Below are 16,107 nucleotides of genomic sequence, written 5' to 3'. Positions count from 1 at the left end.
ATATCAGCCTGACACTGCCAGTCGAAATCGACCCGGCCCAGCACAAACACCATCACCCGGGATCGGCACCAAATGAGCGGCCCCCGGAACCGCAATCCAGGAGCCGCTCACCTACGCGCTATTGACAACCCAACCTACATATCAGTGGAAGTAGGGACATACATCGCACAGACACCCCGCAGCAGATGAGCGGCGGACGTGTGCATCGAGCGCAGCAGGATTCCTTCTTCCGAGAAAACGCTGCGTCCAGTCAGCGCATCCCAGTGCGCTTTCGTGATCGCTGTTTGTGACGGGTGGCCGGATTGCTCGAACGAAAATGATACCGGCCTGCTGGTCGCCGCGGATAGCACGCTCAATGCCGAAACACGCTCCACAATTCGTCGTCAGCTCTCACCCGGAAACTAAGCGAATGGCTCGACCCTCATGAGCACGACCACATCATGTGACCCACGGTGACGATAAGCCGGCTTACGGGCAGCGACCCCTAGAGTATCGTCATGACCGATCAGACGTATACCTGGCTCCCTGAGCGCCATCTCGGCGTCGCCGCGACAATTTCCCACGCCGACGAGCTGATCGGGCAGGTCGCGGATCTCCTCTTCGACTACCAGACGCAGCCAGACGGCGTGATCGGCCTGCGCGAGGTGCCTGCGGGCAGGTTCAGCCGAACCGTTGTAGAGCGCGTAGATCCGATCCCGCGCAAGGTGCCGCTGCTCGTTGCCGACGCGCTCGTGGCGCTCCGGGCCGCACTCGAGCACACGCTCTTTGCCGAGGTCGAGTTCGTGGACGGCGCGCCACTCGACGAGAAGGCCGCCAAGCTGGTTGAGATGCCCGCGTCAGACAGCTACGAGAAGTTCGAGGAGTGGAAGAAGAAGCGAGCACGCAATGGCCCGCCGTCACTGCGTGCCGGCAGTGAGCTCGTACGACGGATCGACGGCCTGCAGCCATTCCACCGTCGGAACGAGCCTCAATTACACCCTTTGGCCCGGCTTGTGCTTCACACGAACCACGCCAAGCACAGGACGCCGGCGATCACGGCGGTGCGTCTGGCTGCCATGTACCAGGACGACCAGATGCCTCGCTCAGTGCGCGACCTTGCTCCCCGGCCCGAGGAACCGCTGCGCGTTGGCGACATCATCGCGGAGACCCCGATGGGCACCAGGGTCCCTGTCACCATGTTTCCTACGGTCGGGATCAACCGACCAGACACGGACCGGTGGCCGGTCCTGACGCAGGAACTCGATGAGATCGCCCATTGGGTCCGCACGCAGGCGGTGCCGCGCCTGATCACGGGGACAGAACCGCCCGAGCCTGCGCTTCCGACGCGCTACGAGATCGCCGTCGGGCATGGGGACGAGCGTCGAGCGATCTCGGTGGGATCGGCGACGTCCGCAGGGGAACGCCACAAGCAGCGCCTCGTTGCGGCATCGGCACGGGTTGATCTGGTCGACATGATCGGCCAGATGGGCGGGTCCCCGAGCAGCCCGCAGATCGCGGCGTGGTTGGCCCAGTTGAACGACGAGGAGGTGCTCGAGCGGATGTCGCGGCTGCTGGTGACCTATGACTACGCCCCCAACCTCGTACTGCACAACTTTGAAGTCCTGAAGGGCTGGCAAGATGAGGCTCGGGAGTTCGGCCAGAACGACCAGCCTGTCGAGAGGTGAGTGCGCATTTATCACGCGCTAGTGGTCAGCAACGGGCACTCCGAACACTTCGGGCGATCAGATGTGGTCAACCGCGGAGAGCTTCTCGTTGAGCCTCGAGATCGCGGAGGCGAACCACCCATCGACCGTCAGCAAGCCCGTGCCGGTCGCTCGACCGTTCCATCATTCCGGGCGTGCGTGCCGCTATGTCACAGGTTTGCCATTCGGCAGCTAAAGGAGCTTTTGGAAGACATCGGGGTAGGGGCAGCCCCGGTTGCCTCGATTACCGGGGTTTCCTGGATTGCCAGGGTTCCCCGGATTTCCTGGATTGCCGATATTACCTAAATTGCCGAGATGTTTGTCCACGACTTGGTCGTCGTGGAGCTCTCCGACGTACTGACCGCTAAGCCGATGGACATGGGTTCCATGGAGTTGACCGATGGCAGCGCCGTGGAGCGAGTGGATATATCGGCCTCGAACGAAGCCCACGGCCTGGCCAGATGTCGCATAGATGTACTGAGTCATAGGCAGACTCTAGAGGCCACCAACGACATCTCGGTGGTGCAGTGCCGGCGTGGCTCGTACGGATCATCTTTCCTGACTCACCGTGCCCCAGAACCCTAGGTGTTCGGGCTGTATTGGTGCTGATCAGATCGCTCTTCTCCACCTATGAATCGACCCGTGCCGCCACCTTCATCCGATAAAAGCCCCGCTGTACGGGCCTGCCGCGCTTGCATCCCCGAGACGCTTAGAACAGGTCGACCATGGTGTCCAGTCGCTCGCGGACGAGGCCCGCCTGGACGTTGACGATGCGCTCGCCGCATGGCAGACCACCCCACACCAGAGGATGGGTAAGATGTCTCTTCACGAGGAGAGCCACTACGACCCCGCCGCGCCGCCCGGCGGTTCCCGCGGCAAGGGCGGGAACCCGGCTGTGGCCGCCTCTAACTGCTCGCTCGCCTGGCCCGGAGCTTCCGGTCCCTCCTCCAGATCGCCGTCGGGATCAGCGCGGCGACGAGGATCATGACCAGCACGGCCCAAGGATTCATCCACAGAGACGGCCATGTCCCGAGCACGATCCCAGCGACGACGAACGGGATCCCGATCGCGTTGATCTCGATGCTTTCCTGGGATGCGCGATCGATCTTCCGCGTGATGTCTGCACTCAGCTCGGCGTGGCTTCTGCGAAGCTCGTCCAGCGCTGTCCGAATGAGGTTCTGGACGGACTGCAGGTTTTGAATCTGCTTGTACGAGTCATGCATCTGTTGCTCGAGGATTTCCAATCGGCGCTCGAGCTCGGGGCTTGTCAGCTCAGCCGACACTGTATCCCTGATAATGGATGCGTCGCCAAGCCTCGCGCCGGAGGGAATCCCGGCGGGGGACACAACCGTCCGCTTCCGGATGAGGTCCCACAATATCCTGGCCGCGCCGCGGGCTGTCAGGTGTATCCCGAGCACGCTCAGCACCACGGCAGAAGCATTCATGAGGAGCTCGAGGTTTCGAGGGTCCTCCAGCCAATCGACCATGACCGGATCGTACCAACGACTCCACAACGTCTGGACGGAGACCACCAATGCAGACCGCCTTGGACGTCATCAGGGGTCGCCGCGTTCTGTCCTCCTCAAGGCGCGGGGTTGGTCCGAAGCTCCAGAGACTACAGAATGCCGTCAGTGCAAGGAAGCCCCCGTCGCCTCTTCATCCATAGTCCTCGACGCGGAGCGGTGTGCCGCGGAAGGCGCTCTTGCGTGCCGTAGGCTGGGCTTCAACAGCCTTATCCCTTTGGATTTTCCTCGCGCCCTTTTGGAGACAAAGATTAATGCAACAGCCTCCTCGCAACACGAAACGAGAGTTTGAGTCGGACTTCGGTTTCCGGGAAGACGGTGCCAGGAAAACGGCCGAGCTCGTCGACGACGAGACACTCGAGGACACGGACGTCGACGTTGTGATTGGTGAGATCGTCAAGATGTGGGCGGCCTTACCCATTGAAATCCATGTCGATAGGATGCACGCAACCCCATCCTGGCCTAAGACCACGATGGCTGAGATCCCGCCGCCAGGGGAAAGGGTCGTGCAGGTGCAGCTCACCATTCCATGTACGGGCGCGGCAGATCTTTTGATCCGTGTCTCCGATCCGGGGGTGATCGGCAGCTGCGGAAACACTGGTTTGCGGGGCGAACGATATGAAATCCATCTGACGCTGACCAGCAAAGGGCTGGACCAAGTCACCCAGCAGCAATTCGATGAAACCATAGCCAACTTGAAGCGGCAGTGGGTGGAGAAGGTCAACGAGGCTGTTGGGAAGGCCAACAATGTGATCATGGAGCACCAGGAACGAATGCGAGCCCAGCTCTCCTCCATCCTGGAGCACAAGCAACGCGCCTCGCGAATGGTTCGACAATCGATGCGGAGGGCCGGAATTAACTTGGTCCCTGTGGAAGGTGGAATCGAGATAGCTCTTCGACCGGCATCGCTGACCCTTAGCCACGTGGACCGATCGGCAGCCAGCGGCGTACCCGAATATGAGCTCCAGGAGAAGATAGCGGCGCAATTACTGGGAACCATTCGCTCCTTCGCAACAGCGCTGGAACGGCTCCCTGAATCAGCCGACGCGCTGCTGACAAGCGACGAGCAGACACTCCGTGATTTTCTGCTGTTCATTCTCAATGCCAACTGGGACGGTACCGCCACGGGCGAGACCTTCATCGGCATCGGGAAGAGCGACATCCTCCTGAGATGGAAAGATAGGGACGCTTTCATCGCCGAGTGCAAGCTCTGGGAAGGGGAAAAAGGGCTACAGGCAGCGATCGACCAGCTCATGGGCCGTTACGTGGTCTGGCGGAACACCAGAGCAGCCCTGATCATCTTCATCCGTGACAGGAAGTACATGTCCGAGGCTATGGCGAAGGCGCAGACAGCGATTCGTGAGCACAAACTCTTCCTTAACCTGCGAGAGAATCTGGAGCATCCGGACGAACCAGACTACGTGCTTCGCTCGACCAGTGACCCGGACCGCTCAGTCCGCTTAAGCCTTATTACGGTACCCATCACTTACATGCGAACCGGAGCCTAATGCCGCTCCCAACTCGGGCTGCCGGCCCAGAGCATGTCTCCACGGGTCGACATGCTCTGCGCTCCTCGCTCCGGCGGTGAAGGCCTGGTTCCTCTTGTCGAGCCATGGCTTGATGGAAGTCTTCATGTGCTGTATCCCGCTTGGCTCCAGAAGTGAGTCGGGATCCGCAGACGCAAGCAGTGTCCACGTCGTCTGCGGTTAGTGGGTACGTGTCAGCGGTACCAGCCGCGGCGGGTGGGGACTTCAATCCGCGGGATTTCGTGAGGTTTCAGTGGACGTTGGGGAACCGGGCGGATGGTATAAGGGGTGATGCGGTCCTCCTCGTGCTCCCTCTCGATCAATTCTGCGGCGCTCTTGTCAGTCCTGCGGATGTGGTCCACTGCCCAGGCCAGGAGGACGTCGAGGCGATTGACTTCCGCTTCTGCAGCCAAGAGCCGTTCATGGGCCGTCACCGAGCCATAACCACACCATTGGCGGAGGATCTCATGAACGGGCTTTTGGCGGCGCAGGTAATAGTCGTATTCAAACTCGGCTGAAGTCGTTACCGGTTCTCGGGTTTCCCAGTTTTCAATTGTTCCGCCCCGCTTGGATTTTTCTCGAGCCACCGCTTCCTCGGCCATGACGAGGTCCAGGACCGGGGCCGGGTTCCTGCGACAGGCCAGCTCCACGACAGCCAGCGCCGCACGCGGCGATAGGAACACCTCGCCGTCGTGAACCAGCCAGGAAAATCGGGCTTGGAAGGCAGCCACGGTCTGTCCGGTGAGCGCTTCGAAGGCGACGTGATCGTGGACCGTCAACGTATCGTCGCTTGAAGCGACAGACAGCTCGGCGACCTCCGAAGGTACAAGCAGCTCAAGGGCCGCCCAAAGGGCCGACGCCTCATGTTCGTCGATGGCCTCGGCCTTGAGCCGCCTCCAGCCATCCATTGCGGCATCGTACGGGACTACGTCTTCCCACGGTACCTTGAGCCGGGAACGAGGGACGTTCTCTTCCCTGCCCGGTGGATGGCCGTGCATGTGACGGATGTCGACCCGGAATCTTCGACCCTCCTGGTGCACCGCCACGATGTGCACCCGCTCGGACCGCGCATCGTCACGCAGCCTGTAGGCCCACTCTTCCCCCGGGCAGGGACCACGGGAAACCTCAGCATTTGGTTCCATAGCCGCTCATTATCCGTCCACACCAGGCTGCTGTCTCCTAGCAGATTGGTGCCAACAATTAGCCGAACGAGAAACCATCAGCTGGAACTGCGCAGGACCTGGCTTTTGTTCAAAGCTACGTTTTCGGGATGATGTCCGTCTTGTTCCTAGACTTGGGTGACGCTGTGGACGAGCATTGAATAGTGAGCGCCGCCGACACTGCCCCGGTCGATGACCAGACACGTGAATCCGCAAGACTGCTGAAGCGAGTACCTGGGCGGGCGCGGCCTCAGAAGGAGGCCCTCCGGGAGTTCGAGGAGGGTGTCGCCCAGTTGCGTCAGCATTACGACCCGGTATTCTGGCCGCTCTTCGTCCCGGAAGCCAAGAACATGTTTCGCTGGCGCGTCGAGTTGGAGTGCGGATGTACGCACGAGGTCTACACGCACGGAGAGGACAAGTATCCGGACGATCGCCGCTTCCCCGACCTCATCAGTCAGTGCAGGCTTCCCTCCGGGGAGTTCTGGTGTACGACTGACCACGGACCTGCTCAGAAGCCGTATCGGGACATCGTCGAGTGGGTCGATCGCAAGGTCACGGAGTTCCCGGCGGACCCTGTGGAGCCGGAATACGACTGGATGGACGCCGAGGACTGGGCGAAGATCCGGAAACCCAAGCCACACTCGTCGGCGTTCTGGCGGGTCAAGCTCTCCTGCGGGCACTATGAGCAAGTCTGCACTGATGTGGATTGGAAGCCCGAGGACGGGCCCAAGCTGGTGTCCGAGGAGCGCATCGTGGAAATCCGCCGTGATTTCGAGGAAAGCTGGGCGGCAGCGGATAACCCTGGATGGCCTGAAAAGGGTTTCGAGCGAGACCACATCCGGAAGATGATCGATCTGCGCTGGCCGCGCCCTGAGCCCGAGAGGGACTGCTTCACGTGTACGCAGGTGCGGCGGATCACTGGCTATCAGCGGATCGGCTGGCTCGTTACGAGGACGAGGACGAGGCCGGCACCGCGTCCGTCGACGAACCTCGATCGGGAGAAGATCGAGGCTCGACTCGCCGCGGCGGAGGCTGAAGTCCAGCGGCTGCGCAAGCAACTCGACAACCCAGGCAACGCTTGAATTCACAACGACGCGATCTTGACTTCGTATTTTGGGAAGGGTCGCAAGAATTACTCCCCCGATGGGAACGGGAAGTGGACCAAGGACGCCTATGACGAGTTCAGCGTTCGGCAGTTCATCGCGTTCACATCAGGGGATGTTCTATGAGTATTCGTAGGGCTATCCTCGGCAGATGAACCAACATGCAGTACCGACCGAACCAGGCCAATACATATTTGCGTTCAGCCTCAGCCGAGGGTGGCTTCGGATAGCTGGGACGTTTTCAGTTGCTGGGGTGGTTATCGCCGTCGTGGCAAACGCAACGGAGCCGTTCCGAGCCCCCTTGGGAATCGCGCTAGGCGTCCTCGCGATAACCCTACTCATCGCATTTGGCATCAAAGGTTCATCACGACGGCAGACGCAGGAACCAGCGGCAGCCCAAGCCCGCACGGGCGGGCATCGGATGTTACTTGGCAAAATGCGGGGCAGAAGGTCCCTGGCGGCAGAACTGGCTCTCCTTGCAGAACTCCACGCGAAGGGTGCACTCTCTGACGAGGAATTCAGCGCCGCCAAGCTCCGTACCCTTGCGGACTGATATCCAGCGGCTGCTTCGTCAGTCTCTTAGCGACTTCAGGGGCAACTTCGGCCACGAATTCGCCCATCGTGCCCCGCAGTGAGGGAAAAAGAAGGCCCACCGATGGGGGACCGGCAGGCCTTCAGCCGCCACGGTACAGCAGAGCGCATGGAACATCGACTGGACTAAGAGGTCAAACGAACGAGTTCCTAGTTGTCGTTCTTCTCTTTGTCTGGGGCATGGATCGGGGTTGTTTCCGGCGTTGGAAACGCCGCCCGCCGCACGGGAATAACGCGTCTGTTCGGCTGCTGCTATCCGCTTGGCCATGGGGCTGGGCGCTCGGTCGTAGTGTCCCGGACGCATTGAGAGGACATTGATACTCTGGGCAGAGGGGAAAGGGGGAACAGAAATGGGTCTTAGAAGTCTTTTTCGGCGAAGAGGCGCAACCGCGGCACCCATAAGTCCAGTCGTGGCGGCGGAACGCGTCCCCGGCGCGCCCATGTCACCTGAGCTCCAAGCGGAACTGCGGGAAGCGTGGGCAGAACTAACTGAGGCCGCCAAGGCATCGAAAGTGAAAAACTTCCACGCCTGCACACGTACGGCCCGGCACTGGACCGAGGACCCGGCGGCAGTCAGAGCCATAGCGGCCACACTCCGTGAATTCCCGGATACAGACAGCCAGCAGACAACGTAGTGACCTACGGGGCGTTCACCCGAGGTCATCACAGCTCGCCGGAAGGCCGGCGGTCAAGATTTCCACTCAGCTCCTGGGACGGTTTGCAGGGAATTGACATGCGGTGGGCGAGGATTGAGCCATGGTAAACGTATCCGCATTTTAACCGCCGTGATCTACAAGCAGATTGGGTCCGTGTCGATGCTCCACCCTGTGTCCTCATGAAGAAGATGCGGCTCCGGTACGCCGGAGCGTGTCGGCTGTGCGGTGCATCTCTTCCGGCCGGGACGGAAGCGATCTACGAGAGCGAGACGAAGACCGTCCGATGCTTGGAGTGTGCCACCGAGACCCCGGAAACAACCCCCCACCTGGAACGAGTTGGTGATAACTCGTTGTCCACTGAGTCCGGAATCGCTGGCTCGTCAGCCCGACGCGAGTATGAGCGTCGCCAAGCGAAAGACGAGGAAAAGCTCCGCGAGAAGTGGGGGCCATTCGGCGGCATCGCAGTCGCCGTCTCCGACGAACGCCAAAGCACCAAGGCCTGGGATCGAGGCGCGATTGGCGAGGAACGCCTCGGCGCTCGGCTGGATGCCCTAGCCGCCGATGGCCTGGCCGTCCTTCACGACCGACGCATCCCCGGATCTAAGGCCAACATCGACCACATAGCCATCACTTCCAGTGGAATCTGGGTCATCGACGCCAAACGCTACAAGGGACGGCCTGAACTGAAGATCGAGGGTGGCATCCTTCGCCCCCGCGTCGAGAAGCTCCTCGTCGGCCGACGGGATTGCACGAAATTGGTCGATGGGGTGCTCAAACAGGTCGACGTCGTGCGAGACCTCGTCGGGGATGTTCCGGTCACCGGGGCGCTGTGCTTTGTTGAAGCCGACTGGCCCTTGATCGGAGGCGCATTCTCGACCCATGGCATTCATGTACTCTGGCCGAAACGGCTGGCCAAAGTGCTTGTAGAAGAGCCAGCCGGCGACGTTGCGGTGGCGAGGATGCGTGAGACGGTTGCCTCCCGGTTTAAACCTGCTTGAGTCAGGTGCCCACGTTCCAGGCCGCTCGGAACCACACCGAGGGGATAGCTTGCGGGAACGAAGTCAGGCATCGATCGGTAGTGAATTTGCAGTCCGGCCGCCTGCCCAGGCTCCCATGATGAAGCATGGGCCCCCTCGACGTCGTCACAGTTCGGGAAGCCCGTGCCAACCGCCGTTTCGAAGCTTTTCGCGAGGTTCGTCAGATTCTGGACCGCGGGCAGGATGCCCGCTAGGTCGGGTACATGTGCAGCCATTTATTCATGCCCTCCACGAAGCCATCTGACTTAGGATACGGCAGAGCCAAGCCGCTAGTTACGCTTTTCGGCCGGCCGGTACCTGTCACCAAAGGCGACCAAGGAGCTCTGGAGCAGCGTCATGCTGCCCAGTATGTCCACTGGCCGGGAACGGGTTTCTGCCGGCAGTGGGCTGACCATCCAGGCGGCGAACACGTTATGAGGAATCTTCAGGCTCATCGCCTGGTCAAAGAGGCGCAGCACCGCTTCGTGGAAGAGCCCATCTTTGAGCTGGAAGCCCGGGCAGAAGGTTCCCTCGCCGATGAATACCCGAACTGCCCGGCGCATGGCCTCCGGGTCGCCGAGGGATTGGAAATGCGTCTCCAGGTCTGCCGCTGTCGGCAGGGTGAATTCTTCGCGGATGCTGTTCCAGATATGCTCCGGGACAGCCGGCCAAAACCGCTCAGTCTTCGCATTCGACGCAGTAGGCATGGCCGTCCTTCTCGCGGGCCTTCTGCGAACGGTGGCGGACCAGGAAGCAGGACCAGCAAGTGAACTCATCATCAGCCTGCGGAATGACCTGGACGACCAGCTCTTCGGCAATGAACTCCCCGCCAGGGGTCAGGCCGTCCAGGGCGTCAGCCTCGTCGAGCTCCTGAACCACGGATTTCGCATCCGGGGCTTTGGCGGACTTCAGGGCCTCCAGGGAGTTTTCCTGGGATTCCTTGACGTCGGTGCGCAGCTCATCGTAATCGGTTGCCACGGAGGTGCATCTCTTCTCTGTTGAGGGGGTATTACCGATCCTGCAACGTACAGGACATGGGAAGAATTCCCTGAAAGTGCAGTGCTGCATGGGCACACAATCAGAACCCCAGGGAACATGGGCGTTGCCGAGAGTCAGTCGGCCACTTGGGGTTTCAATATCAGGAAGTGACACCTAGTCTGGGACAGAGCCGATGGCCGAGACATTTGCGGACCCAACCACCGGTTCGTTCGTCTTATAACTCTGGTCTTTGGGGGAACCTTGAGTGATCCGGAATACCCGCAGCAGCAACAGCCGCGCGTCTTCGATACTTCGTTCAATTACATGACCGACACCCCTCCAGGGACTGACCCGGACAGTGGCAGTCCGAATCTCCGGGCGGACCACGAGCTGCTGTGGACCAAGGAGCTGCGACCCGGCGTCGTCTTCGAACCGACCGCGCCGCCGAAGCGTGGGGACGGCTACCTCATCTTCACTGACCCCTCCGAGGCGAGGCCTTGGTCTCCACGGCTTTGGTGCGGAAGGGGGCAAGCCGGGCGGACCACGAGCTGCTGTGGACCAAGGAGCTGCGACCCGGCGTCGTCTTCGAACCGACCGCGCCGCCGAAGCGTGGGGACGGCTACCTCATCTTCACTGACCCCTCCGAGGCGAGGCATTGGTACGGCAGTGATGCCATCACGCACTCCTACACCGACCGGGCACGTACGAGGTCTCTGGCGAACGCCATCGCCTCGCTGAACGAAGACGAGCGGTCCCGCTACCTGAATCCGCCGTATACCATCGGCAGCGCGATGATCTGGCCCGTCAGGAAGAAGGACCGACCCACGATGAACCAGGCCCGGGGGTTCAGGTCGCTCATCGCCGACCGGATGGATCTGACCCTGGAGTGCATCCGGCGTCATTACGCAGGAGAGCCGGAGAGCCCTCTGGCCGATGTCATCAACGCGTACGCGGACTTCTTTGCGCTCTTCGACGGGTTCAAGGAGTTTGTTCGGTTCTACCTGCCCTTCGACAACTTCAAGCGTTCCGGGATGCCGGCCACAAAAGACGAGTACGTAACGTACCGGGAGGCCACGCTGGAGTTCATCTCGGCACGGAGCCGTCGGATGGCCGCCTGGGTCATGGAGAACCACCCCGGAATTGAGGTTCGCCATACAGACTGACTACCCAGCGACGTCGCAGGGTCAGTCAGGGTCATAGTCCGCGCATTGGAGCCATAGGGGGATTCATGGAACTACCAGCCATCCTGAAAGAAGATAACGTCGAAGCCGCAGCCGAACTGCTCCGGCGCTACTACCTTGAACCGTCCACAAAGACGGGGTTGCTCAGTACCGGCAGTTACTTTGATGAATGGGCGAACCGCGGCGACAACCCGAAGGTGAGGGACAGGATCACCGACAGCGACGCCGTCGCCGTGTCCATGCTCAGCGTCAAAGTGCCGGCCCAGGCCATCATCGGACTGCAGGAGGAGCTGTTGGCGGGGAAAATACGAGATCTCCTGGCTGATATACCCACCGACGTGAAGATGAGCGACCTCACGGTCGCCGAAGCAGAAGCCACTCTCGGGGAGGGCAGCCCCCCATGGCTGCTCTGGCAGGAGCTGAGACGCACACCCAAAACGCGCTGGGATGTCGGGGCCACCACAGCCAGCAAGATCATGGCGAGGAAGCGACCGCATCTCATCCCCATCTGGGACAAAGTAATTGGGGCAGTCGTGGGCAAAGACACCTCTGAAGGCCAATGGCTGAATTGGCACAACCTCTTCATGGAAGACCCCGACCTTGCTGGACGATTGGGGCGCATTCACAAGCTTTCTACGGTCCAGACACCCATTTCCGAACTGCGCATCATCGACGCCATCCTGTGGCGCTACGGCAAGGACCATGGCATCAAGGGCGGGCGAGCCGGCAAACTCGGAATCGCCGGCTGAAGCACAGCGAAGCCACGACAAACTTGGTCGAATCTCGCAACCGTCCGCGCCAGCTTCGCAGCCGGCCGATGTCGTCCGATGAAGGAGTAACTACGAGTTCGGAGCTTCGTATGAGTACGAGCCCCCGACGCGACCGGACAATGCAGTCAGCTCTGCCTCGGTTTCCCTGAACCGGATCACTTGAGGGCCCAATGTGTTGACCCCCTCCGGTCCCTTCACCACGAGGGTTCGCGCTATGGTCCTGCCCAGTTGATCCAGTTCCTGGTTGAGTCGCCGCAATTCTGCCTGCTCGAATTTGGAGCGCTTCATCACTTCAGGGTCCCTGTCGCATTGCGTGCAGCGTCCCCTCGGGCCCACATCAGCCATCATGGTCACATAGATGCCTCTTTGGCCGGATCGCCACTGACCATCCATGATCGAGCACCACTGAGTGTGGAACAGTTTCCCGGTTCGTGTGACGTACACCTGTCCGTAACCTGCCACAGGTGACCCGTCGTCACGGTGGCTTTGCGCCTCAACGCGAACGAGCGGCCGTTCCTTTGCCCGGTGCTCAGCTTTCGCTTCTTCTTTGAGTCGCAGCCTCTCTGCCCGCTTCTCCGCACGCTCCAATTTGGAGCGCTTCTTCTCTTCAGGGTCCTGGTCGCATTGCGGGCAACGTCCCCGCAGGCCCACATCCGCAAGCATGGTCAAGTAGATGCCTCCATTGGTGGCGCGCCAGTGGCCGTCCATGATCCCACACCATTGAGTGTGGAACAGCTTGCCCGACCGGGTCACATACGCCTGACCTTCACCTGCGATGGGCGACCCGTCGTCACGGTGGCTTTGCGGCTCAACGCGGACGAGCGGACGTTTCTTTTGCGCCCCGTGGTCGGCTTTCACTTCTTCGTGTGTGGTGCTCACAACCCGTTCCTTCTCCCAAGACCTCTGCCATATCCTTCCATGATGGGGAGGCCCGCCTCCACCATGCCATCGAAGGGTTGACGGGCAAGCCCGCCGAGTCCAGTACCTGCGGATCAGCACGAACGCGGTGAACGCACTCGACGACACACAATTCCTCGCTGATACCGTGGAAAGAGGGCAAATAGTCTCCTTTTGAAGACGTGTGTGAGTCGGGGGAAGCATGACGGAGTGGAAGCCGGGTTGGTGGGCACGCGCGTTCAGAGGTGCCGGGTCATGGGTGCTGTCGATCCGTGAGGGCCGCCTGCGCGTCTGCGGAATCCCCCGGGAGGTGGACGCTGATGTCATCGACGTCCTCGGACTCGCAGTCGATGAAGGCTCAGGGCAGCTCATCGTCACTCTCGTCCACGGGACGGAGACGGTGCTCAATGGGCTGTCTCGTCGCGCGGTGCGTGAGGTTGCCGCTTCGTACCACTCCGAGCTCGATGAGCGACGGCATCTCGCCGCCCTGCTCTCAAAGGCTGAGGAGCAGGGCGAGGCGGCCAGCCTGTGGTGGTCCCGGGTCCGGGATGTGATGGACCGACTACGGTGGGCGGACCAGGACACGATCGCCGCGCTCGCGGACTCCCGTCCGGACGTCGCTGTGTGGCTGGCTGCCGACAGCGATCCGAGGCTCTCCGGGCTTCCCAAGGGCAAACGTGAGGACCAGCGTGCCGCAGTCGACGCCTGCTGCACCACTGACTTGTCAAGGTGGGCTGCCCAGCGCAACGAGGCGTTCCTGGAGTGGGAGAAAAACGACCTTGCCGACTTCTTCCGCAAGGTCGAGAAGTCGCCGTTGACGGAAGAGCAGACGAGGGCGACGGTCTGCTTCGACAACCGGGTGCGTGTTATCGCGGCCGCGGGCTCCGGGAAGACGTCGACGATGGTAGCCCGCGCCGGGTATGCGATCCGGCGTGGCATCGCCCAGCCGACGGAGATCCTTGCCCTCGCATTCAACAAGAAGGCAGCCGGTGAGCTCTCGGAGCGGCTTGTCTCTCGCCTCGGCGATGACGGTGCGTCGGTAGCGTCGAGCACTTTTCACGCCTTCGGACTGCGAGTCGTCGGTGAAGCCACCGGTCGAAAACCTTCAGTCCCCGATGACATCACCAATGGCAACGGGATCGGGCGGCTCGCGGCGATCGTTGATGGGCTCCGTGACCGGGACCCGGCCTTCCGGCGTGACTGGGACCTTTTCCGGCTCGTGTTCGGCAGGCAACTGCCGGACCTCGGGGACGAAGACGAGCCTGAGACGTGGGACAGGAACAAAGGTATTAACGGCTTCGGCACTCTCGCAGGGGAGGTCGTCAAGAGCCAGGAAGAGGTGATGATCGCAAACTGGCTCTTCCTGAACGGCGTCCGATATGAATACGAGCGACCCTACGCGCACGACGTTGCGGACGCGCACCACCGTCAGTATCAGCCGGACTTCTACTATCCGGACATCGACGTCTGGCATGAGCACTGGGCGCTCGGTTCAGACGGCAACCCGCCGCCAAATTTTGACGGGTATGCCGAGAGTGTGGCGTGGCGGCGTCAGACCCACACTCGATACAGCACAAGACTTATCGAGACAACCTCGGCAACCATCCGGGACGGGTCCGGGTTCGAGCACCTCGAACAGGAGCTCCGCCGACACGGAATCCAACTCGAGGAAGACCCCTACCGGGAGGCGGTAGGGGAGCCTCCGATCACCGAACCAGCCATGATGACGCTGATGCGGTCGTTCATGGCCCACGCGAAGGGCAACCGCCTCACCCCTGACGTGCTGACGCAGCGGGCCAGCCGAACCTTGCGGGCCAGGCTCTTCACACGCCTGTACGGCGTCATCCTCGCCGAATGGGACCGTCAGCTCCGAGCCGCGGGCCAGATCGATTTCGAGGACATGCTGAATCTCGCAACCGATCACGTCGAGTCGGGCCGTTGGATGAGCCCTTACCGGCTCGTCATGGTCGACGAGATGCAGGACACCAGCTCTGCCCGTGCGGCGCTGGTGAGGGCGCTGATGAAGACTCCTGGAAACTACCTTTACGCGGTCGGTGATGACTGGCAGTCGATCAACAGGTTCGCGGGCTCAGACCTCAGTGTGATGACCCGCTTCGATAATTGGTTCGGGACAGCGTCCACCATCTGGCTGGACCGCACCTTCCGGTCCCCGCAGTCCCTGTGCGATGTCGCGGGTGGATTCGTGATGAAAAACCCCAATCAAATCTCCAAGAACGTCCGATCTTCAGCGCCGGAGGCTGACGAGACCGTATGCGCCGTCAGTGTACGGGAGCGCAGCCACTACGGATCGGCCGTTCGGCAGCACCTGACAACCCTTGACTCAGAGCTCACTGAGCCAGCCACTGTGCTGCTGCTCGGCCGGTACTCCCGGTCCAAGGACGATGTCACCTCGGCGCTGGAAGCCAGATACGCCAACCTGACCATCGAGTTCAACACCGTGCACGCCTCGAAAGGAAAGGAGGCAGACTACGTCGTTGTGCTCGGCCTTGAGAGGAACGGATTCCCCAGCATTGTCGAGGATGATGCTCTCCTGCAACTGGCCATGGCCGCCCCCGACTCCTACCCACACGCAGAAGAACGACGCCTGTTCTATGTCGCACTGACCCGTGCCAAGCGCTCAGCGCTCTTGGTGACGCGCGCCGGTAGGGAATCAGCGTTCCTCCTCGAGTTGGTCGGAGATCGTGTCGTCAAGATCCGATCCGCGACAGGCGACGACATCACCCCCGTGGTCTGCCCGAAATGCAAGAAACACACGATGAGGGAACGCAAAGGGCGCTACGGCCGGTTCTTCGGCTGCACCGGGTACCCGACCTGCAAAGGAACGATGAAACTCGCTGATAGTTAGGAACAAGGATGCCTTCCATGTTCCGAGGCGCACGTTCTACGCTTCGCGATATTTTGGCGGCTGACGAGTCCGACCCACGTGGTCGGCCAAGCCGAGCCTTGCGGAATGCAGCACTTGCAGAGGCCATCATCACACCGATACACAGACCACGAGGGTCA

At 61.3% G+C, this 16,107-nt stretch carries 14 protein-coding genes and 1 pseudogene; 9 read left to right on the top strand and 6 right to left on the bottom strand.

Going from position 1 to position 16,107, the window contains the following annotated elements:
• Positions 1-497 precede the first annotated feature (497 nt).
• The gene (locus tag ASG79_RS00800) at positions 498-1,664 is read left to right on the top strand and encodes a hypothetical protein (RefSeq protein WP_056387737.1); all 1,167 of its coding nucleotides are present in this window, start codon (positions 498-500) and stop codon (positions 1,662-1,664) included.
• Between the two features lie 210 nt (positions 1,665-1,874).
• Here the strand turns inward: ASG79_RS00800 and ASG79_RS22935 are convergent, their stop codons facing one another.
• Positions 1,875-2,168 (bottom strand): 4-fold beta flower protein, encoded by a 294-nt coding sequence (locus ASG79_RS22935; protein WP_082581626.1) that lies wholly within the window; start codon positions 2,166-2,168, stop codon positions 1,875-1,877.
• A gap of 419 nt (positions 2,169-2,587) precedes the next feature.
• Positions 2,588-3,169, bottom strand: coding sequence for a hypothetical protein (locus tag ASG79_RS00790; protein WP_142133541.1), 582 nt, complete (start codon positions 3,167-3,169; stop codon positions 2,588-2,590).
• A 290-nt stretch (positions 3,170-3,459) separates the two neighbouring features.
• Between ASG79_RS00790 and ASG79_RS00785 the strand changes: the two genes are divergently transcribed.
• On the top strand, positions 3,460-4,713 hold the full coding sequence (locus tag ASG79_RS00785) for a hypothetical protein (RefSeq protein WP_056387729.1): 1,254 nt from the start codon (positions 3,460-3,462) through the stop codon (positions 4,711-4,713).
• 212 nt (positions 4,714-4,925) lie between these two features.
• Here ASG79_RS00785 and ASG79_RS00780 read toward each other — a convergent pair whose 3' ends face one another.
• The gene (locus tag ASG79_RS00780; RefSeq protein WP_235509699.1) at positions 4,926-5,873 is read right to left on the bottom strand and encodes a hypothetical protein; all 948 of its coding nucleotides are present in this window, start codon (positions 5,871-5,873) and stop codon (positions 4,926-4,928) included.
• A 182-nt stretch (positions 5,874-6,055) separates the two neighbouring features.
• Between ASG79_RS00780 and ASG79_RS00775 the strand changes: the two genes are divergently transcribed.
• The 3 genes from ASG79_RS00775 (at position 6,056) to ASG79_RS00770 (ending at position 9,239) form a co-directional block, all read left to right on the top strand.
• Complete coding sequence (locus ASG79_RS00775) at positions 6,056-6,973, top strand: hypothetical protein (RefSeq protein WP_056387723.1); 918 nt, start codon at positions 6,056-6,058, stop codon at positions 6,971-6,973.
• Positions 6,974-7,145: 172 nt separating this feature from the next.
• On the top strand, positions 7,146-7,547 hold the full coding sequence (locus tag ASG79_RS24415) for an SHOCT domain-containing protein (RefSeq protein ID WP_395858336.1): 402 nt from the start codon (positions 7,146-7,148) through the stop codon (positions 7,545-7,547).
• An 873-nt stretch (positions 7,548-8,420) separates the two neighbouring features.
• Complete coding sequence (locus ASG79_RS00770) at positions 8,421-9,239, top strand: nuclease-related domain-containing protein (protein ID WP_235009457.1); 819 nt, start codon at positions 8,421-8,423, stop codon at positions 9,237-9,239.
• 308 nt (positions 9,240-9,547) lie between these two features.
• Here the strand turns inward: ASG79_RS00770 and ASG79_RS00765 are convergent, their stop codons facing one another.
• Together ASG79_RS00765 and ASG79_RS00760 are read right to left on the bottom strand one after the other, a co-directional pair.
• Positions 9,548-9,964, bottom strand: coding sequence for a hypothetical protein (locus tag ASG79_RS00765; protein WP_142133544.1), 417 nt, complete (start codon positions 9,962-9,964; stop codon positions 9,548-9,550).
• Positions 9,936-10,235 carry a DUF4193 domain-containing protein gene (locus ASG79_RS00760; protein WP_056387717.1) on the bottom strand — a complete coding sequence of 100 codons (300 nt, stop codon included), beginning with the start codon at positions 10,233-10,235 and terminating at the stop codon, positions 9,936-9,938. The genes ASG79_RS00765 and ASG79_RS00760 overlap by 29 nt, the downstream gene beginning before the upstream one ends.
• Before the next feature lie 324 nt (positions 10,236-10,559).
• Here ASG79_RS00760 and ASG79_RS24410 point away from each other — a divergent pair.
• From ASG79_RS24410 to ASG79_RS00750, 3 genes and pseudogenes are all read left to right on the top strand, one after another.
• Positions 10,560-10,655 (top strand): annotated as a pseudogene (locus ASG79_RS24410) (DUF6994 family protein); the annotation flags it as partial.
• A 77-nt stretch (positions 10,656-10,732) separates the two neighbouring features.
• Positions 10,733-11,398, top strand: coding sequence for a DUF6994 family protein (locus ASG79_RS00755; protein WP_056387714.1), 666 nt, complete (start codon positions 10,733-10,735; stop codon positions 11,396-11,398).
• 65 nt (positions 11,399-11,463) lie between these two features.
• A complete protein-coding gene (locus ASG79_RS00750) occupies positions 11,464-12,165 on the top strand; it encodes a DUF6308 family protein (protein WP_056387711.1) in 702 nt (233 codons plus the stop codon).
• 90 nt (positions 12,166-12,255) lie between these two features.
• Here ASG79_RS00750 and ASG79_RS00745 read toward each other — a convergent pair whose 3' ends face one another.
• Entirely contained in the window at positions 12,256-13,065 is an 810-nt protein-coding gene (locus tag ASG79_RS00745) for a hypothetical protein (RefSeq protein WP_056387708.1), read from the bottom strand.
• 220 nt (positions 13,066-13,285) lie between these two features.
• Between ASG79_RS00745 and ASG79_RS00740 the strand changes: the two genes are divergently transcribed.
• Positions 13,286-15,949 carry a UvrD-helicase domain-containing protein gene (locus tag ASG79_RS00740; protein WP_056387706.1) on the top strand — a complete coding sequence of 888 codons (2,664 nt, stop codon included), beginning with the start codon at positions 13,286-13,288 and terminating at the stop codon, positions 15,947-15,949.
• The last annotated feature ends 158 nt before the right edge of the window (positions 15,950-16,107 follow it).

The sequence above is a fragment of the Arthrobacter sp. Soil761 genome (genome assembly GCF_001428325.1).
GTDB lineage: Bacteria > Actinomycetota > Actinomycetes > Actinomycetales > Micrococcaceae > Arthrobacter.
This window is presented reverse-complemented; position numbering and strand designations above follow the sequence as displayed.